Source organism: Alistipes sp. i18-0019-D1, from assembly GCF_042852885.1.
In the GTDB taxonomy this organism is placed as follows: Bacteria; Bacteroidota; Bacteroidia; order Bacteroidales; family Rikenellaceae; genus Alistipes.
The window spans coordinates 2,845,082-2,862,926 of record NZ_AP031424.1 but is presented as its reverse complement, the minus strand read 5'-3'; the positions used below and the strand labels follow the sequence as shown (position 1 = coordinate 2,862,926).

General features: G+C 53.8%; 9 protein-coding genes. 6 read left to right on the top strand and 3 right to left on the bottom strand.

Features of this window, described 5'->3' with window-relative positions; all coding sequences use genetic code 11:
- The first annotated feature begins 680 nt into the window (after positions 1-680).
- Both ACGHP5_RS11940 and ACGHP5_RS11935 read left to right on the top strand, forming a co-directional pair.
- A complete protein-coding gene (locus ACGHP5_RS11940) occupies positions 681-1,481 on the top strand; it encodes a hypothetical protein (RefSeq protein WP_390566958.1) in 801 nt (266 codons plus the stop codon).
- Positions 1,482-1,636: 155 nt separating this feature from the next.
- Positions 1,637-2,179 carry a hypothetical protein gene (locus ACGHP5_RS11935; protein ID WP_390566956.1) on the top strand — a complete coding sequence of 181 codons (543 nt, stop codon included), beginning with the start codon at positions 1,637-1,639 and terminating at the stop codon, positions 2,177-2,179.
- 61 nt (positions 2,180-2,240) lie between these two features.
- Here ACGHP5_RS11935 and ACGHP5_RS11930 read toward each other — a convergent pair whose 3' ends face one another.
- From ACGHP5_RS11930 to ACGHP5_RS11920, 3 genes are all read right to left on the bottom strand, one after another.
- A complete protein-coding gene (locus tag ACGHP5_RS11930; RefSeq protein ID WP_390566954.1) occupies positions 2,241-3,443 on the bottom strand; it encodes a phage integrase SAM-like domain-containing protein in 1,203 nt (400 codons plus the stop codon).
- A gap of 378 nt (positions 3,444-3,821) precedes the next feature.
- Positions 3,822-5,402 carry a RagB/SusD family nutrient uptake outer membrane protein gene (locus ACGHP5_RS11925; RefSeq protein WP_290532391.1) on the bottom strand — a complete coding sequence of 527 codons (1,581 nt, stop codon included), beginning with the start codon at positions 5,400-5,402 and terminating at the stop codon, positions 3,822-3,824.
- 14 nt (positions 5,403-5,416) lie between these two features.
- Positions 5,417-8,581 carry a SusC/RagA family TonB-linked outer membrane protein gene (locus ACGHP5_RS11920; protein ID WP_337771631.1) on the bottom strand — a complete coding sequence of 1,055 codons (3,165 nt, stop codon included), beginning with the start codon at positions 8,579-8,581 and terminating at the stop codon, positions 5,417-5,419.
- 317 nt (positions 8,582-8,898) lie between these two features.
- On the opposite strand from ACGHP5_RS11920, the gene ACGHP5_RS11915 reads away from it, so the two are divergent.
- From ACGHP5_RS11915 to ACGHP5_RS11900, 4 genes are all read left to right on the top strand, one after another.
- Entirely contained in the window at positions 8,899-10,143 is a 1,245-nt protein-coding gene (locus ACGHP5_RS11915; protein WP_390566951.1) for a site-specific integrase, read from the top strand.
- Between the two features lie 256 nt (positions 10,144-10,399).
- Positions 10,400-13,666 (top strand): TonB-dependent receptor, encoded by a 3,267-nt coding sequence (locus tag ACGHP5_RS11910; RefSeq protein WP_337756003.1) that lies wholly within the window; start codon positions 10,400-10,402, stop codon positions 13,664-13,666.
- A 19-nt stretch (positions 13,667-13,685) separates the two neighbouring features.
- Entirely contained in the window at positions 13,686-15,347 is a 1,662-nt protein-coding gene (locus tag ACGHP5_RS11905; protein ID WP_290532395.1) for a RagB/SusD family nutrient uptake outer membrane protein, read from the top strand.
- Positions 15,348-15,361: 14 nt separating this feature from the next.
- Positions 15,362-17,743, top strand: a complete 2,382-nt coding sequence (locus ACGHP5_RS11900) for a hypothetical protein (RefSeq protein WP_390566949.1) — start codon at positions 15,362-15,364, stop codon at positions 17,741-17,743.
- Positions 17,744-17,845: the final 102 nt, after the last annotated feature.

Genomic DNA, 17,845 nt, shown 5'->3' with positions numbered 1-17,845 from the left:
ACGGTTATCGAATCACTTGCGGTCTTTGATGTGGTAGTACATGGTCTGAAAGACTTTAATAGGTTATGTATAAGTAGGTAGTGTATATATAGGACAGTTTTGAGCAGTTTGCACAGGACAGTTTTGAGCAACTCTCTATCCCGTCATTCGGAAACCTACTCTATCTCTTGATCCGTATCTTCCATAATTTTTGATTCTGGATTGATCGTATTAAAGGAAATATCCGTTTCGCACTCAAAAAATATGGAAATAGGAAGCAAAGACAAGGACAGCATTATCTACTGTCCTTATCTGCCTTGTAAACTTATTTTTCTATGGAAGCAAAAAGAATTCCCTATCTCGGATTTGCTACCACAAATATATTAAAAATCCTTACTATTTACAAGTTTATTGGCTGCTTTTGGGGAGATATTTCAAGCACTCTCTGTGAAAAATCGCCCTCATTCATAACCCCTTACAGATTCGCATACAGCATACCCCAGATGGCCTTTGCCGCATTTGTGATTGTGATTTTGTTCTGAATACCCTTAAATGCACTGCATTTTTGTACTAAAAACCCGATAAAACATTGTTTCAAAAGATAATTAGAACAATTATGCAGGATATTTTGTTCTGTTTGTCTCCTGCTTGGCGTTTCGAGGGCTTTTTGCTAACTTTGGTTGTCTAACTCTTACCTGATTATGGATTATCAAGATATTGAAAGCATTAGTGATGAGCGATTCGAGTATGTTTTGCGCTTATGTTATGAGATCGATGTCGTGATTGACGAAAATGACGGCGGATGGCTCGGCGGTTGGATCATTCATTTTTACAACCGTTTGCAACATGGGAAGATTACACCTCCCTTTACATGGGAGGCGTTCTGCGACAACGAGGATATTATCGCTACATTAGAAGGTTACGGACTGGATGTCGAGAAATTTTGGCTGGTACTGCTCTTTATCTATGATCTGACAATGGATAAAACGCTGAATCTGGCTGACTTTAGAAAATCACAATATGAGGTATTGACCGATATTCAGAGTTATCTGGCGAATCATCCCAACGCCCGTCTCTATCTATCCGATGATAAGGATATTCCGAAAGACAACCGTTGTGAAATCACCAGCCCGATGGTATTAGGGGCATTGCGTCGGTTCATTCAGGAAAATCTCACTTTGTTGGAGGAGCATCCCGAGCAGAAAGAGTTTAGGAGCGTCAGTTATGAAAATGGATTCGACACGCAATTATCGGCATCTTATCAGCAAATTTTTATGTATAAGCAACTCGAAACGCTGTTTAATGTCCTCCAACTGCCCGAGAAACGGGCGAAACGGGGCGAACCAGTATCGTACAGCAAGCTGTTGCTTATCTCGCGTCTGATCTACTTTTGCCGTCTGACCCGTAACGAAGCCTTTGCGGTCGATAGTTCTTCCCTGAAAGGCATTGTCAAGGAATACGGGGATTACACTTTTCCCCTGACCTCCAAAGTTTACTTTTGATAAGGGTGAGTGGATTGCCCAGTTTTTTACTCCCTAATGAAGCGGGTAATATGCCTATACTTTTGTAGTGTCAAGCCGAACGGATGACCTGCAAACCTCTGGGCAAGGCGAGCGGAATAATTAAGGCCCCTCCCTAACAAGGAGTAATTATAGATATGGCAAATAATGCTATTAACACCGCAGCCGAGGTCGCTGCAAACATCGAGAACATGAACAACGCTGTCAAGGCAAACACGCCCAAGACGGAACGCCGCCGCGAGTACACCGCATCCAAGCGGCACGAAATTCCCGCCCTGTGGAAAGTGCTGGGCAAGGCTCGGCCCGTGTTCACGGTGCAGATCAGCAAGACCAACGAGGTGAAGGCAAGCTGTATTCAGCGGTTCATGCCTGCCCTCTATGCCGATGAGAATCTGTTTTGGATCGAGTTCATGAAGCAGGTGAACATCCTCTTGGACAGCCGCAGATTCTGCCGCGAGTGCAAGGCGCTGGGTTACCAGCCAGAGAACGTAGCCGAGCATGTGGTATTCCTCGGAAGCGCACCCATGAGAAAGGTACTGCGCGAGGGTGTGCAGAACACGTTAGGTGCATCGATTCAGTTCTACAAGGAGCGGTTCTCGCCTGTCGAAGCTGACAATTACCGCGAAGGCATAGAGGGACAGATTGCGGCTCGACCTGCAAAAGACGAGGCAGCGGCGTAACATCTGCCTACCATAGTAAAAGAAAAGGGGCTACGGAACAATCCGTAGCCCCTATTTTCATTCATAACAAGTTCTGCATCGCCGCATCTATCTGCGAGTTTTCAAAGCTATCCAAGTAGATTTGAGTTACCTTTTCCGAGCTATGCCCCAGCGTTTCACAAATCAGCGAGGTGCTGACACCCGACCTTTTCAGTACGGTGGCAAAGGAGTGCCGAGCAACATAGGTGGTAATATCTATCGGCAGATTCAATTCCTCTCCGATCTTTTTCAACCGTATATTCACTTTGGCAATCACCTTATGCACGCGGTTGTGCTGTTGCGTTTCCGTCTTGTGGAACGAGGAGAGAATAGGAAACAGATAAGGCAATGATACTCCATTGTAGCGAGCGAGAATCTTCAAGGCTTCCGTCTGCAACGGGAGCTTGATAAGTTTCTTTGTCTTCTTACGAATATAGACCAGCCGATTGTCGATGATATTCTTCTCGGTCAGATAGCACATATCCACGAAATTGATGCCGCCCATGTAATAGGAGAACGCAAACAAATCGACGGCTAACTGCACCCGTTCATCATTCGTCGAATAGTGAACGATGCGTAAAATATCGTCCTTGCGAATGGCTCGTTTGGCTGTCTGCTGATGCAGGCGCGATACCTTGAAACTGCGGAACGGATAGTATTCGGCCTTGACGATTTTCTGTTCGATAGCCAGATTGTAGAGCATACGCAACGAACGGAATCGAATCCCGATTGTATTATCCGCCAACCCTGCCGAACGCAGCCATGTTTCATAGCGTTTGAGCCATGTAACATCTATCTCTGAAAAGTAGATATTCAGATGCCCGTTGAACCGCATGAGCGAGGTATATGCCTGTCGTACCGATAAGGCATATCCTGTTCGTTTGGCCGCAATCAACGCTTCGATTTGCTCGGTAAAGAGCTGCCCTACGGTCTTGATCGTATAGCCGCCACAAACTTTCTCGACGAGTGTATTGGCCGTAAATGCCTTTTCCTCGCAAGTCAGTTCAATCACCTTATCCGTATATTCCCGCTGTTTGTCGGCGATATACTTTTCAATATAGATTCGGTTGGGGCAATTCCGTTTCGGCCTGCTCTTGTCGAAATCCCAATATCGGGCGGCCAACGAAATACCCATGCTGACATATTTGCGCCTACGCTCTTTCGTTACGCAGAGCATCAGCGGATGTTCTCCGTTCGCAAGTGTTTTGGAACGGTATAAAAGTACGTTTACTCCCGTTGCAGACATCCTCGTTTCGGTTTACACATTTGGTTTACACAAGTTGTGTAAACCAGTGTATTTTCGACCGATTCCGAGGGATAAAAAAAGATGGTTACATTTCTGTAACCATCTTGTATTTAATGTTTTATAAGTCTATTTCAAGTGCTTGACCGAGGCATTTTCAGTCCTTTGCTCTACCAACTGAGCTATGGCACCATCCGCGAAAAACGGGTTATTCCGTGTTATCGTGGTGCAAAGATAAGCAAAAAATTCAATACTGCAAATGCCGCATGCAATTTTGTCGGTAATTTTTTCCCGGCCCGGCAAAAACAGCCGGCACCGGAAATCAGAAAAAGCCCGCTGCCCAAATGAACAGCGGACTTGACAAGTATGATACAGAGGCGCTTAATTCGATTTATTCTGGTTCGCTTCGCCGATTTCCGGATTGGCGATCACGACGGAACGCGGCAACTGAAAACGCATGCCGACCTCATCCTGCTCCCATTTCGCCTTGTAGATATGGTTGTTCTCGACGCCGGCGGCAGTCATCGCGGCATCGTCGCTGCGGTCGATCGGCATATTCAGGCGACGGCGGTCGAGCCACTCCAGGGCGCCCTCCATCCACATCTCGATGCGTTTCTGGAGAATGATCTCCTCGACAACGTCGTCGAGCGAGGTCGCCGTGATGTCGTAACCCGGATCGCGGTAAGCGGTCACGTAATCCTTGAGCGTCTTCTTGGCCGCAGCGATGTTGCTGTGCGCCTCGGCCTCGGCCTTGATGAAGACAGCCTCTTCGGCTCGCATGTAGATCAGGTCGGTACTGTTCCAGTCGCCGTTGTAACTGCGGAACTTGACCGAAACGTACTCCGAACGCGCTTTTACGCCCGAAGCAAGCGTATTGGGCAGGTTGGAAGGCAGGAGACAGGCATAACCGCTCGTCGCGGCATTCGGATCGGGATTGTCCGTCGCGTTGAGCCACCAGCCGCGGCGCACGTCGGTCTTGTTCAAACGCTCATAGAGGTAGGAGTGGATGGGACGCTCGGCCCACATACCCGCATAACCGCTCATGTAGGGGTCCATCTGCGAACACCAGGTAGCCCACGTCTGGCAGTTGTCGGCCGTCATCTTGAAGCCGAAAATCAGGCTCGGAACGTTCTCGATACGGTTGAAGCCGTTGTTGTAGTTCTCCTTGGAGACGAGCGTGTATTTGGCCAGAATATCGTCGGCCAGCGAGACGGCTTTCCCCCAGTCCTCCATGACCAATGCGACACGGGCGCGCAGGATACCGGCCACGCTGGCGTCGAAATCGGTCCGGGAGCCGGTGTCGTCGTATCCGATTTCCTCGAAAATGTCCAGCGCTTCGTCCAGGTCGTCGGTGATCCGCTTGTAAACCTGCTCCATCGTGGCGCGCGGCAGATTCTGGCCGAGGGTCTCCTCGGTGGCCAGGGGTACGCCCGGAAGGTCCTTGTTCGCCGCCGAATAGGGATACTGGTACACATTGATCAGGTGGTAGTAACCGAACGCGCGGGAGGTCAGCGCACGGGCACGGTAAGCCTTCATCGTCTCCGACTCGGCGGAAGCCTCGGCGGTAGCCGTGGCGAGGATTTCATTCGCCGTGGCAATGGGAATGTAGAACATGTTCCACACGTTGAAAGTCGGCGTATACTCCTCCTGCCAGTAGTCGTTGATGTACATGTAAAGGTTCATGCTGTGTTGCAGCAGCATGGCCATATCCTGTCCTGCCATGCCGAACGAAAGTTCGAAACCCTTGAAGCCGGTCAGCCACTGGAGGTCGTTCTTGTAATAGGTGGCATAGTGCACGTAAATGGAAGCCTCGATACCCTGAAGCACCTTGTCGGGATCTTCCTTGGCCACTTCGTCACGGGTCTCCGAAGAGACTTTTCCCGAAGGGTCCACGTCGAAGATGTCGTCGCTGCAGGATACCGCAACGGCCGCACACATTAAAAATATCAGTATTTTTTTCATATCGATGTCGCTGCTTAAAAGTTAATGTTGAGACCTACCGAAGTGGTGCGGATCGGCGAATAATACGTACCGTCCACGCTGTTCAAAGCAATCGTCGCACCCTGACCGCCCATGCTCGTGCGGGGATCGTAGCCCTTGCGCTTCGAAGCGAAGAAGACGTTGTCGCAGGCAAAGTAAATGCGGGCGCTCTTGATTCCGATTTTGCTCATCCAGCCGGCGGGGAACGTGTAGCCCAGCGTGATGTTACGCAGGTTGAAATAGGTGTTGCTGACCAGGAAACGGTCCGACGAAGCGTTGATGTTCGAGTCGTTCGTGTTCCAGATCGGGGCCGAGCCTTTCCCGGTCTCCGGATTCCAGGCGTCGGCATAATCCTTCAGACGGTTCATCGGGAAATTCGCACTGCTGAACGCCGAGAAGTCGTAATCGTAGCCGTAGCCGCCGAACTGGAAATTGGCCATGATCGTCAGGTCGAGGCTCTTCCAGCGCAGCGTGGTGTTCAGACCGCCCGTGAAATCGGGAAGCGCGCTCTTTTCCAGCAGGTACTGCGTGGCCTCGGTAGCCTTGTCGGTCGTGACTTTCTCCACGCCGACAACGTTGCCTTCACTGTCCGTGATGTCCTGATCCATGTACCAGAGCGAGTTGCCCTTCTCGTCCAGTCCGGCATACTGGCGCATTTCCCAGCGGTAGATGTCCTTGCCCTCGTAAATGCGTTGATTGCCGTTGGGCATACCCGCCTCCTTGTACTCGTCGGGCAGGTTGAGCATCTTGTTGGCATAGGTGTAACCGTTGATCGACACATCCCAGTACCAGTCCTTCTTCTGGATGATCTTCACGTTCACATCGAACTCGAAGCCCGAGTTGCGCAGTTTGCCGACGTTGTACCAGTCGTATGCGCGGCCGGTCGAGATGTCTTTCGTGCGCTTGAAAAGCAGACCGTCCGACACACGGATGAAATAGTCCATCGTCAGGTTGATGCGGTCGTCGAGCAGGCCCACGTCCAGACCCAGGTCGAAGGTCTTCTGCTTCTCCCACGACAGGTCGGGATTACCGTAATAGTAGATCTCCGTGCCCAGCTTGCCCTCGGAAATCGTCACGTTATACTGGTCGGTGTAGGGATAATAGTTGGTAAGGTCCTCGTTACCCTGCGTACCGTACGTCGCGCGGAGTTTCAGTTCCGAAAGCCAGTCGTGGGTGTTCTCCATGAATTTCTCGGCCCCGATGCGCCACGAACCGCCGACGGACCAGAAAGTGCCCCACGGGTGGTATTTGAAACGCGAGGTTCCGTCGCGGCGGATACCGCCCGAGAAATAGTAGCGGTTGTCGTAGTTGTACTCCAGTTTGCCGAAGAAGCCCTGAATGCGCAGCACGTCCTGATAGCCGTTGATCGACCCCATTTCGCCGGCATTGTTCAGCTGCGGGTTTTTGGGGTCGTAGATGTTGGTCTTCGAAACGTCCAGATAATCGCGCACCCAGCTGTTGTACTCGTGGCCGACCAATGCGTTGATGCTATGGCGTCCGATCGACTTTTTGTAGTTGAGCATCTGAATCAGGTCCAGATCGTAAACGTCCGTCGACGTTTTGTTGACCCGGCCGTTGGTTCCGCGTCCGTCGCCGATCGTGGGGTTGTAGAAAAGCAGTTCGTCGGAAGCGCGGTAGCCCAGCGAAGCGCTCGACGTGAAGGTGAAGTCGCGCAGGAAATAGATCTCCCCGTAGGCCCGGCCCTGAAGGTTGTTACGCTTGATGTCGCGCGTATCCATCTTCAGCGTGGCGATGATGTTCTGGCCCGAGGTTCCGGGACGGGTCGTCGTACCGTCGGTCTGCCCCGTACCCAGGTCGTAGACCTTGTCGCCGTTTTCATCATACTTGATATTGCCCTCGGCGTCACGCGCGTAGACCGGATACACCGGCTCCCACGAACGCGCCGTGGCAAATGCGGAACTTGCCGCCGAACTGTTCTCCAGAACATTGTTCTGAACGGTATGGGCATAGGAGAGGTTGGCGCCCACCTTGATCCACTTGCGCAGTTTGGTGTTGACGTTCACACGGGCGCTGTAACGCTCGAATCCCGACTCGATCACGTAGGATTCGTCCTTGAGGTAACCCAGCGAAATAAAGTAGTCCGACTTGTCGTTTCCGCCGCTGACCGACACGTTCGTCTCGTTGCGGAACCCCGACTTGAAGAGTTCGTCCTGCAGGCGCTCGCTGTACATGCGCCGGGCCGACGGGTCCAGTTTACCGGTCGCAGGGTCGATCAGGTAGGTCGAGGAAAATTTGTACGGGCTGTAGTTCCCGTGTGCACCCAGCACCTCCTGCGAGGCGTAGAGCGACGCGGCAGCCAGGTCGCCGCCGTTTTCCACCCACTTCGTGTCGCGCATCGTGCGCCACTGCGCCTCGAGATATTCGCCCGGATCGGTGATGATGTCATACTCGGGGACGGCGCGGGTGTTGATACCGAATCGCGTGTCGACACTGATCGTGGGATTGTCCAGGCTGCCGCGCTTGGTCGTGATGAAAACCACGCCGTTGGCGGCGCGCGAACCGTAGAGCGAGTTGGCCGTAGCGTCCTTCGACACGGAAATCGACTCGATGTCGGCCGGGTTGATGTCGGACAGGCTGCCCTGATAGGGCGAGCCGTCGAGCACGATCAGCGCACCGTTGCCCGCATTGAGCGAACCGACGCCGCGGACATAGATCGCAGCATCCGTACCGGGCTGGTTGGTGGCCGTAGTCAGCTGCACGCCGGGAACGGCTCCTTCGAGCATTTTCGAAACGGTCGAAACCTGACGCTTCGAAAGTTCCTCACCGCGGATGGTCGCGATCGACCCCGTAAGGTCCTTTTTCGTCGTCGTGCCGAAAGCGGTCACCACGACATTTTCGATGGCCTGCGCATCTTCGTGCATCACAATGTCGACATGCGTCTTTCCGGCAACAGCCACTTTCTGCGGCTCGTAACCGATGAACGAAACCGCCAGCGTAGCGTTAGCAGGTGCGGCGATGGTGAATTTACCGTCCGTGCCCGTGGTCGTACCGGTCGACGTACCGTCGACCATAACCGTTGCGCCCGCGATAGGCTTGCCTTCCGCATCGGCAACTTTACCGGAAATCTGCCGGTTTTGGGCGAATCCATACGCACAAAGGCCCAAAACGGCAATTAACGATAGTAGAATTTTTCTTACCATAAGCGTTAATTTTAATAAAATTTTAAAATAAAAATCAATCGCCCCGGATTTTAAATAACAAATATCTGTATATGTGATAATTATAGCGTACCGAATCGCATTTTTCAAGAAAATGGATAACAGTTTGGTACTAAGCGTGTAAGATATACGGGCGATGCCTCCGTGTGTCCGGGTTGTGTTACCAGAGAGTTACTGAACAAGACGGGTTAAACCCTACTGAATAAGCTATTTGGTCCAATTAGTATACCGTTTGGAAGTAACTTTATCATTACCTTTATCGCGGTTTGTTTATTGTTTTAATAAAGGTTAGGAAGGGAATGAGAAACACGTTCAAAGTACTGTTTTACATCAAGAAGAATGCGCCTTTACGCAATGGGAACACGCCGATCATGGGACGCATCACGATCAACGGACAGCGAACGCAGCTGTCCACGCAACTATCCGTGAATCCGAATCTATGGTGTGTGAGTATGGGACGGGCGGCAGGACGCAGTGCGGTTGCCTCACGTGTCAACGAACAACTCTCGCAGATTCGTTTTCACATCGAAAGATGTTACAACACATTGTTTTACGAACATGCGCTGGTCACTCCGAAAATGGTCAAGGAGATGTATTTCGGCAACGACCAGCGCAATGAAACGCTGCTGGCCTTCTTCAGGCATCACAACGAGGAGTTCAGCCGGATGGTGGGCATCAGCCGCAGCAAAACGACTTATTATAAATATAGGTGTGTTTACAAGCATCTCGAAAACTACATCAACGACAAATTCAATCGCAAGGATTTGCTGTTCAAAGAGCTTGACAAAGAGTTCCTGACGGGGTTCCACCACTACATCGCGCAGGAGTGCGGACGCAAGAAGAACACGACGTGGATCTACATGATCGCGTTCAAGCACATCCTCATGCTGGCCCGCAGCCGGGGCCACATGGCCAAGGACCTCTTCGCAAATTACAAACTGCACAGCGAATTCGTCTCGCGAAATTACCTGTCCATGGCCGAAATCCGCAAACTGATCCGTCTGGATCTCGACGACATGACCTTACAGTTGGTACGCGACGCGTTTTTGTTCAGTTGTTTCACCGGACTTTCCTACATCGATCTCTGCACGCTTACCCCGCAGCATATCCAGCAGGACGGTAAACAATTGTGGATCAACACGACCCGCCGCAAGACCGGGTCTGCGGTCAACGTGCGTATCTTCGCGATTCCGTACGCCATTCTGTTGAAATACAAACCGATACAGCGAAATGCACGGATATTCTGCCTGCCGAGCAACGGCTGGTGCAACATCTGTCTCGAACGCATTATGTCCCTGGCGGGCATTCCACGGCACATCACGTTCCATTCAGCACGTCATACCTTCGCCACGACGATCACGCTTTCGCAGGGAATGGCGATCGAGACCATCAGCAAATTACTGGGGCATAAAAACATACGCACCACGCAGATTTATGCGACCATCACCCATTCGAAGCTCGACGGTGACATGGAGCGTCTTTCGAAACGCCTCGACACGCTGTATCGCGATACCGATCTGGATAAGGTCCAGGAGCGTTTTTGAGGGCTGATTGACGTATACGCAGAAGTTCACGCAGCTAACAGATTCGCCCGAAACGCCCGAAAACACCGAAAAATGGGGATTACAATTTGTAATCCCCACGAGACGATATTTCCTAAATCGTAACCGTTATCAACCAATCTTCTACACATATGTTATATTGGTAAATTATTTTAATAATTTATTTGTAAACGAGTTAGCAATTTCATACCTTTGCTTGTGAACTTTTTATTTTAAAAAATCTATTAGATTAACGCTTATGGTAAGAAAAATTCTACTATCGTTAATTGCTTTATTGGGGGGGGGAATATTACTCTCTTTGGCCCAGAGTAAGCAAATTTCCGGTACAGTCACCGGTCCCGACGGGAAACCGGTAGCCGGAGCAACGGTCATGGTCGACGGCTCGCATGTCGGCACGACCTCAAACGGAGACGGTAGCTTCACCATCACGGCTCCCGGAAACGGATCGCTGGTCGTATCCTTCATCGGCTATGAAACCCAGAAGGTCGCCATCGGAGGCAAGACCCGAATCACCATCACGCTGAAAGAAGACGCCCAGGCCATCGACGACGTGATCGTGGTGGCCTTCGGTACGGCCAAGAAAGACGCCTTCACCGGAGCGGCGAAGGTGATCAAATCCGACGACCTGATAAAAACGCAGTCCTCGAACGTCGGGGATGCCCTCGTCGGCAAAATCGCCGGCGTACAGTTCTCCTCCGCGTCGGGCCGTCCGGGTTCCGGTCAGAAGATTTACGTACGCGGCTACGGTTCGATGAATGCCAAGAACGACCCGCTTTGGGTTGTAGACGGCGTTCCCTACGAAGGCGACATCAACAACATCAACAGTGCCGACATCGAGTCGATCAGCGTCCTCAAGGACGCCGCATCGAATGCACTGTACGGCTCCCGCGGCGCGAACGGCGTAATCATGGTCACGACCAAGCGCGCGAAGGCCGGCGAGGCCACCGTGACTTTCGACGGCAAGTGGGGCATCAACACCCGTGCGCTCCAGACTTACGACATCGTGGAGGATGCCGGCGAATACTACGAGATGCACTACAAGTCGCTGTACAACTATTACACGCTCGACCAGAAGTACACTCCCCTGGCAGCCAACATCGCTGCCAACAAGCTGCTGACGTCGACCGATGCCGGCGGTCTGGGCTACAACGTCTTCACCGTACCCGACGGCCAGAATCTCATCGGCGAAAACGGCCGCCTCAATCCGCGTGCGAAGCAGGGCCGCCTGGTAACCGACGCCAACGGCCAGCAGTTCTACCTGCAACCCGACAACTGGCTCGACGAAATCTACAAATCGTCGTCGTTCCGTCAGGAGTACAACGTCAGCGTTTCCGGCGCGACGGACCGCGCCAATTTCTTCGCATCGCTCGGTTACCTGGACAACACGGGTATCGTCGACGGTTCGAGCAACGAGCGTTACACCGCCCGTCTGCGCGCGGACTACCAGGCCAAAAAGTGGCTGAAAGTCGGCGGTAACATGTCCTACACCCATTTCGTCTGGAACAACGGTAACAAAACCAACGACGACGGCGACAGCCAGGGTGAAGGCAACGCCGACGGCGGAAACGCATTCGCCACGGCGATCCGCATGGCGCCGATCTATCCGGTTTACATGCGCGACGGCAACGGCAACATCATGATCGACGAGTACGGATTCAAGATGTACGATACCGGCGACGGCCGCAACGGCGGCGCCCTGCGCACCAACGGAGGCAAGAGCAACGACCTGCAGGACATCCAGCTCAACAAATACACCAACGAGGGCAACGCCTTCATGGCCAACGGTTTTGCGGATTTCTCCCTGTACAAGGGTCTGAAACTGACCCTCAACGGCAGCGTATCGCTCGACGAGACCCGCGGTACGGAAGTGTCGAATCCCTACTACGGACAGTTCGCCGAATCGGGCGGCGCTATCTTCAAGAGCCACAGCCGGGAGATCGCCTACAACATGCAGCAGCTCCTGACCTACACCAATACCTTCGCCGACGTCCACAACCTCGACCTGCTTTTCGGTCATGAAATGTACAACCGCAAATCCTACGCTCTGTACGGCTCGAAAACCATGATGTTCTCGCCGGACAACACCGAGCTCAGCGGCGCTGTCGTCGACTCGTCGCGGTCGGGTTCGTCGGTCCTGGAGTACAACAACGAAGGCTACTTCTTCCGTGGACAGTACGACTACGACAACCGCATCTATTTCTCGGGATCGTACCGTCGCGACGCGTCGTCGCGCTTCCACCCCGACCACCGCTGGGGCAACTTCTGGTCGCTCGGCGCAGCCTGGATCATCAACCGCGAAAGCTGGTTCAACGCTTCGTGGGTCAACATGCTGAAGGTCAAGGCATCGTACGGCTCACAGGGTAACGACAACCTCGGATCGAGGGCGGAATCCTACTACCGCTATACCGACTACCGCGAAATTTTGAGCAGCGGCGACGGCGTCACGAGCGTACTCTATCAGAAAGGCAACCCCGACATCACCTGGGAGACCAACGCCAACCTCAATGTCGGCGTCGAGTTCGGCTTCTGGGACAACCGCTTGTCGGGTAGCATCGACGTCTTCAACCGCAAGACCACCGACATGCTGTTCGAGCTGGCCACCCCGATCGAGTCGGGTTACACGACCATTTTCACCAACATCGGCGACATGGTCAACCGCGGTCTCGAAATCGAACTGAACGCCGACCTGATCCGGACCAAAAACCTCGTGTGGGACTTCTCGCTCAACATGACCCACTACAAGAACAAGGTAACCCACCTGCCGGAGCAGTTCAAAAACAACACGACGGCCGACGGCAAACACGTAGGCCGCTGGCAGAGCACCAAATTCCTCACCGAAGGTGAATCCGTCTTCTCGTTCTACGTTCCGACCTACGCGGGAGTAGACCCCGAGACCGGAAAATCGCTGTGGTACACCTACAAAACCGATGACGCCGGGAACAAGGAGCGCATCAAGACCGACGATTACTCGGTGGCCTCGCAGGAGGGCCGCGAAATGCACGGAGACGCCCTGCCGGACGTTTACGGCGGTTTCGGCACGTCGCTGCGCTTCCACGGCGTCGATTTCTCGATCGGCTTCACCTACCAGCTCGGCGGACAGGTTCTCGACCAGGGTTACATGTTCTACATGGGTTCTCCTGCAGGAACGTCGACCGGAAACAACTACCACCACGACCTGCTCAATTCGTGGACTCCCGAGAACTCCGGCTCGAACATTCCGCGTTTTGCCTACAACGACTCGGACCAGGCCGCTATTTCGGACCGGTTCCTCACCAGCGCATCGTACCTGAACATCCAGAACATCACGCTCGGCTATACGCTGCCCAAGCGTATCACGCGCAAGTTCCTCGTCGAGAATCTGCGTATCTACCTCGCCTGCGACAATGTATGGTACTGGTCCAAGCGTCAGGGACTCGACCCGCGCCAGGCTATCAACGGCATCACGAACCCGTACTACTACGCCCCGATTCGCACCTTCTCGGGCGGTGTAACCGTTACGTTCTAATTGTTAAACGACGAATATTATGAAAATGAACAACATACTGAAAACAACGGCGCTGCTTCTCGGTTCATCCGTGCTTCTTTCGGGCTGTATCAAGGAGACCTTCCCCGAAAGCGGATACGCCACCAGCGATCAGACTGCCGAATCTCCGTTCGCAAAGGAGGGTCTTATCACTGCGATGCCGACGGTGCTCATCACCAACTATACAGACCTCGGCGAGCACATCGACTTCGGTTACCCGGGCATCTTCGGCGCCACCGACCGCATGGTCGGCGAGGTATTCCCCGTCAGCGGCAACCTGCCGGGCGGCAACCAGTACTACGACCGTTGGCAGGCCTGGCTCTATCCGGGCAACTCGACCGGATTGGCAGCGAACGGCTGGGCGTCCCCGTTCTTCTACACCAACTATTACAAGTTCATCTTCACGGCCAATGAAGCTATCGCCATCGCAAACCAGAGCGAAGGCACAGAGGAGATGATGGGCATTGCCAAGACTTTCCGCGCGCTCTGCTACCTCGACCTGGCCCGTCTCTACGACGCGCTGCCGGCCAAAGCTCCTGAGCGTCCCGCCTACGAGACCGAGCTGGAAGCCGTCAAGGGGCTGACCGTTCCCATCGTCCGGGAAGATACGAGCATGGAGGAACTGGAGAACAACCCGCGCGTATCGCGTGAGGAGATCTTCAAGTTCATCTTCGAAGACCTCAACACCGCCGAGACCCTGCTTGCCAACTATTCGCCTGCGACGAAGAACCTGCCCTCGCTGGCCGTGATCTACGGACTCAAGGCCCGCGCCTACCTCTGGCTGGGCGGCTTCACCGAATCGTATGCGGAAGTTCCGACCGGCGACGCCGCTTACCGTCTGGCCGCCGAATACGCCCGCAAGGCTATCGACGCTTCGGGCTGTACGATCATGACCGAGAGCCAGTGGCTCGACCCGAAGACCGGGTTCAACACGGTCAATTCGTCGTGGATGTGGGCCATGATCCAGACCACCGACACCGTGCTCAACAACCTGCTGTCGTGGTCGGCCCACATGGCGACCGAGGCTATCTGGGGTTACGGTTACGGAGCACAGCCGGGTATCTCGGTATTCAGCTACAACCGCATTTCGTCGGGCGACTTCCGCAAAAAGAGTTTTGTCGGAGCGGACCGCTCGTTCGACGCCATCGCACCCTATACGACCCTGACCGAGGAGGAGTTCGCAACGGTAGCCCCCTACGCATCGTTTAAGTTCCACGCAGCCAACGGCGAGAAGCGGAATTATTCCACGGGTAACGTGACGAGCATCCCGATGATGCGTGTCGAGGAGATGTACCTGATCGAGGCCGAGGCTACGGCACACTACGACGCCGCCACCGGCAAGTCGCTGCTGCTGTCGTTCATGGCCAACCGCGACCCGGCCTATACGGTTCCCGCCGCCAACGACCTGATCGACGAGATCATTTTCCAGAAACGGATCGAGTTCTGGGGCGAAGGCGTCATCTACTACGACCTGAAGCGTCTGAACATCGGCATGCACAACGGCGACGCCGGAACGAACGCTCCGCCGATGGCCCAGCTTTCCACGGACGGCCGCGCCCCCTGGTGGAACTGCGTATTCCCGCTGAACGCCGTACAGCAGAACAAGGCGCTTTCGGGCAAGAACAACCCGAACCCGACTCAAACAGTCAAGTCTGTTAAATAAAAACATCGCTATTTATGAAAAGTCTGAAAATATTCTTTCTGGCGACTGTCGCCATCGTCGCGGGGCTGTTCACGGCCTGCAGCGACGATGACTTCAAAGCAGGTCCCGAGGTCGACGGCGCACAGGTCTACTTCCCCGAGAATGTGACCACCGATTACAGCATCAGCGACGACGTCACCTCCATCGCCATTCCGGTAAAACGCATCGCCAAGGACGAGGCGCTGACCGTGGCGGTTCTCGCCAGCGACGAGTCGGGAATGTTCACCATTCCTTCGTCGGTGTCGTTCGCAGCCGGCAAGGAGACTTCCGAACTGCTGATCACCTTCGACCGCACCAAGCTCGAAGACGGCAAGGAATATCCTATCTCATTCCTGCTCAACGACGAGGACAACACGACACCCTACGGCAACCGTTCGCTCGACATCGTCGTTGCCCCGTGGCCCTGGGTGGAGTTGGGAACCGGAAAATTCCGCGACGACTATCTTTGCAGCATGTTTAACGGCGGAAATCCTGAAATCGAGGTCACGATCCACAAGCACAAATCGAAGGCGGGTATCTACATGGTCGAAGAGATGTACGGCTGGCCGTTCCTGACCGAATTCTTCGGAGGTTCGCAGGAAGAGATCGAGTCGCAGGTCAAACTGACCTATACTCCGGTCAACATCACCATCGATTGCAGCGACCCGACGAAAGTGGTCATGCCTCGTCAGTTCACGGGTATTACCGACGGAGACCCGGCTTATGGCGATTATGAAATCGCCATGTTCCCGGGCGGGGAAGGTACGCTGGTAAACGGCGTAATCACGTTCCCCCAAGAGGCCCTCGCGTTCGTTTGCAGCGCCGGCAACCTCAAAGCCAATAAGTCAGGATTGTTCCGTATCCTCCTGCCCGACGCCGAATTGACCGACTACACGCTCTCCGCCGTATACGACGGCATGAAGGTCAGCGCCGACGGCGAAACTGCGAGCGCCGTCATCAACTTCACCTACGGCGCCGACGTTACGAACATCCGCTATGTTCTCGTCGAAAATGAATTGACCGAGGCCGAAACCGCTACGCTTGTCGCAGCAATCGCCGACGGATCAGCCGAGAACATCAACGAATTCCAGGACTTCACCGTAGGCGGCGAGAAAGTCTCGGCCGAAGCCGTACTGCCCAAAGCCGGAACTTATACCGTAGTTGCCCTGCCTCTTAACAAAGCCCAGAAACCGGTTTCCGGCGAAGCTTCCGCAGCATCGTTCTACTTCCCGGGCATAGGAGGGGCCTCTGTCCCCAACGACATCGCCGGCTCGCTCTATAAAGTCAGCGCCTATCCCGATGCCGCAGCATATGTGTCGAAGTACCCCGATTACTCATCGGCCGTGTACGAGATCACCGGTACGGAGATGAAGAAGATCAAGACCTACTTCAACAAGACTTCCATAATCGAGAACATCGAGATTCAAACCGGAGGCCTGACCCTGCAGGAAGCGGTCGCTAAATACGGCAAAGAACTCGGTGCCGATGCGATGGAAGAACTTGCAACGACCGGAAAGTATTGGAACATAATGATCAATCTGACACCGGGCGCTTCTTATACGCTGGTTGTCGAAGCGACGAACAACTACGGCAAGACAAAACTGATCGTGTGCGAACCGTTCGTGACGGACATACCGCCCTATACCGGAGAGTTGGTCATCGGGAAATACGATATGTCCTATGCGGCCAGCGCGGAAGACACGTTCGAAAATGTATTCGAGGTAATACCTACCGTCGGAAGCAACACCGAATTTTTCGTGCAGGATTTCGCGGCAGAGGACGGCACCCAATGGTATGCAACCTATGACCCGGCCAAGTCGACGCTGACGATGAGCGGCGTGCAGCTCGGTCGGGAGGACGACGGGAACCTGCTCGGCAAATTCACGGAGGCGCTCACTCCGGACCAGTCTCTCGGTTACGGTATCTTCTCGTTCGCAACCGAAGACAGCCAAGGCAACGACCCGATCGTATTGACGATCGATCCGACGTCGAAACAGGTTTCAGCGCTGGCGACCGACATCGAGGTTCCCGTTGCTGATTTCACCGCCGGAAAGATCATCGGAGCCATGGCGGCATACTATGCCGACGGGACAGTCATCACGAAGCAAAGCGGAACGGCATCCGCGGCATCCGCAGCCAAAGTTCAGGGCGTCCGCACGAACATTCCGTTCAGCAGCGTCCGCGTTCCGGCCCATATCGGGAAGTCTCTCGACAGGCGCAGCCTTCAGATGAACACCAAATTCGTCAGAAACAGCGACAGCTCGAACCACGGTGTCCGCACGCTCAGCGTGAAGACGGCGAAATGCGAACCGCTGCCGAAGCAGATCGGCCGCCGCGCAGATTTCAAAATCCGCGAAAACCTTCCGATTTTGAAATAATTGACGTATATTGTTCCACACGACCCGACACAGTCCGAGCGACCGTGTCGGGTTCTGTGGTCCAATGAAACGAAACGCCGGTCACGACATATACTAATTAGG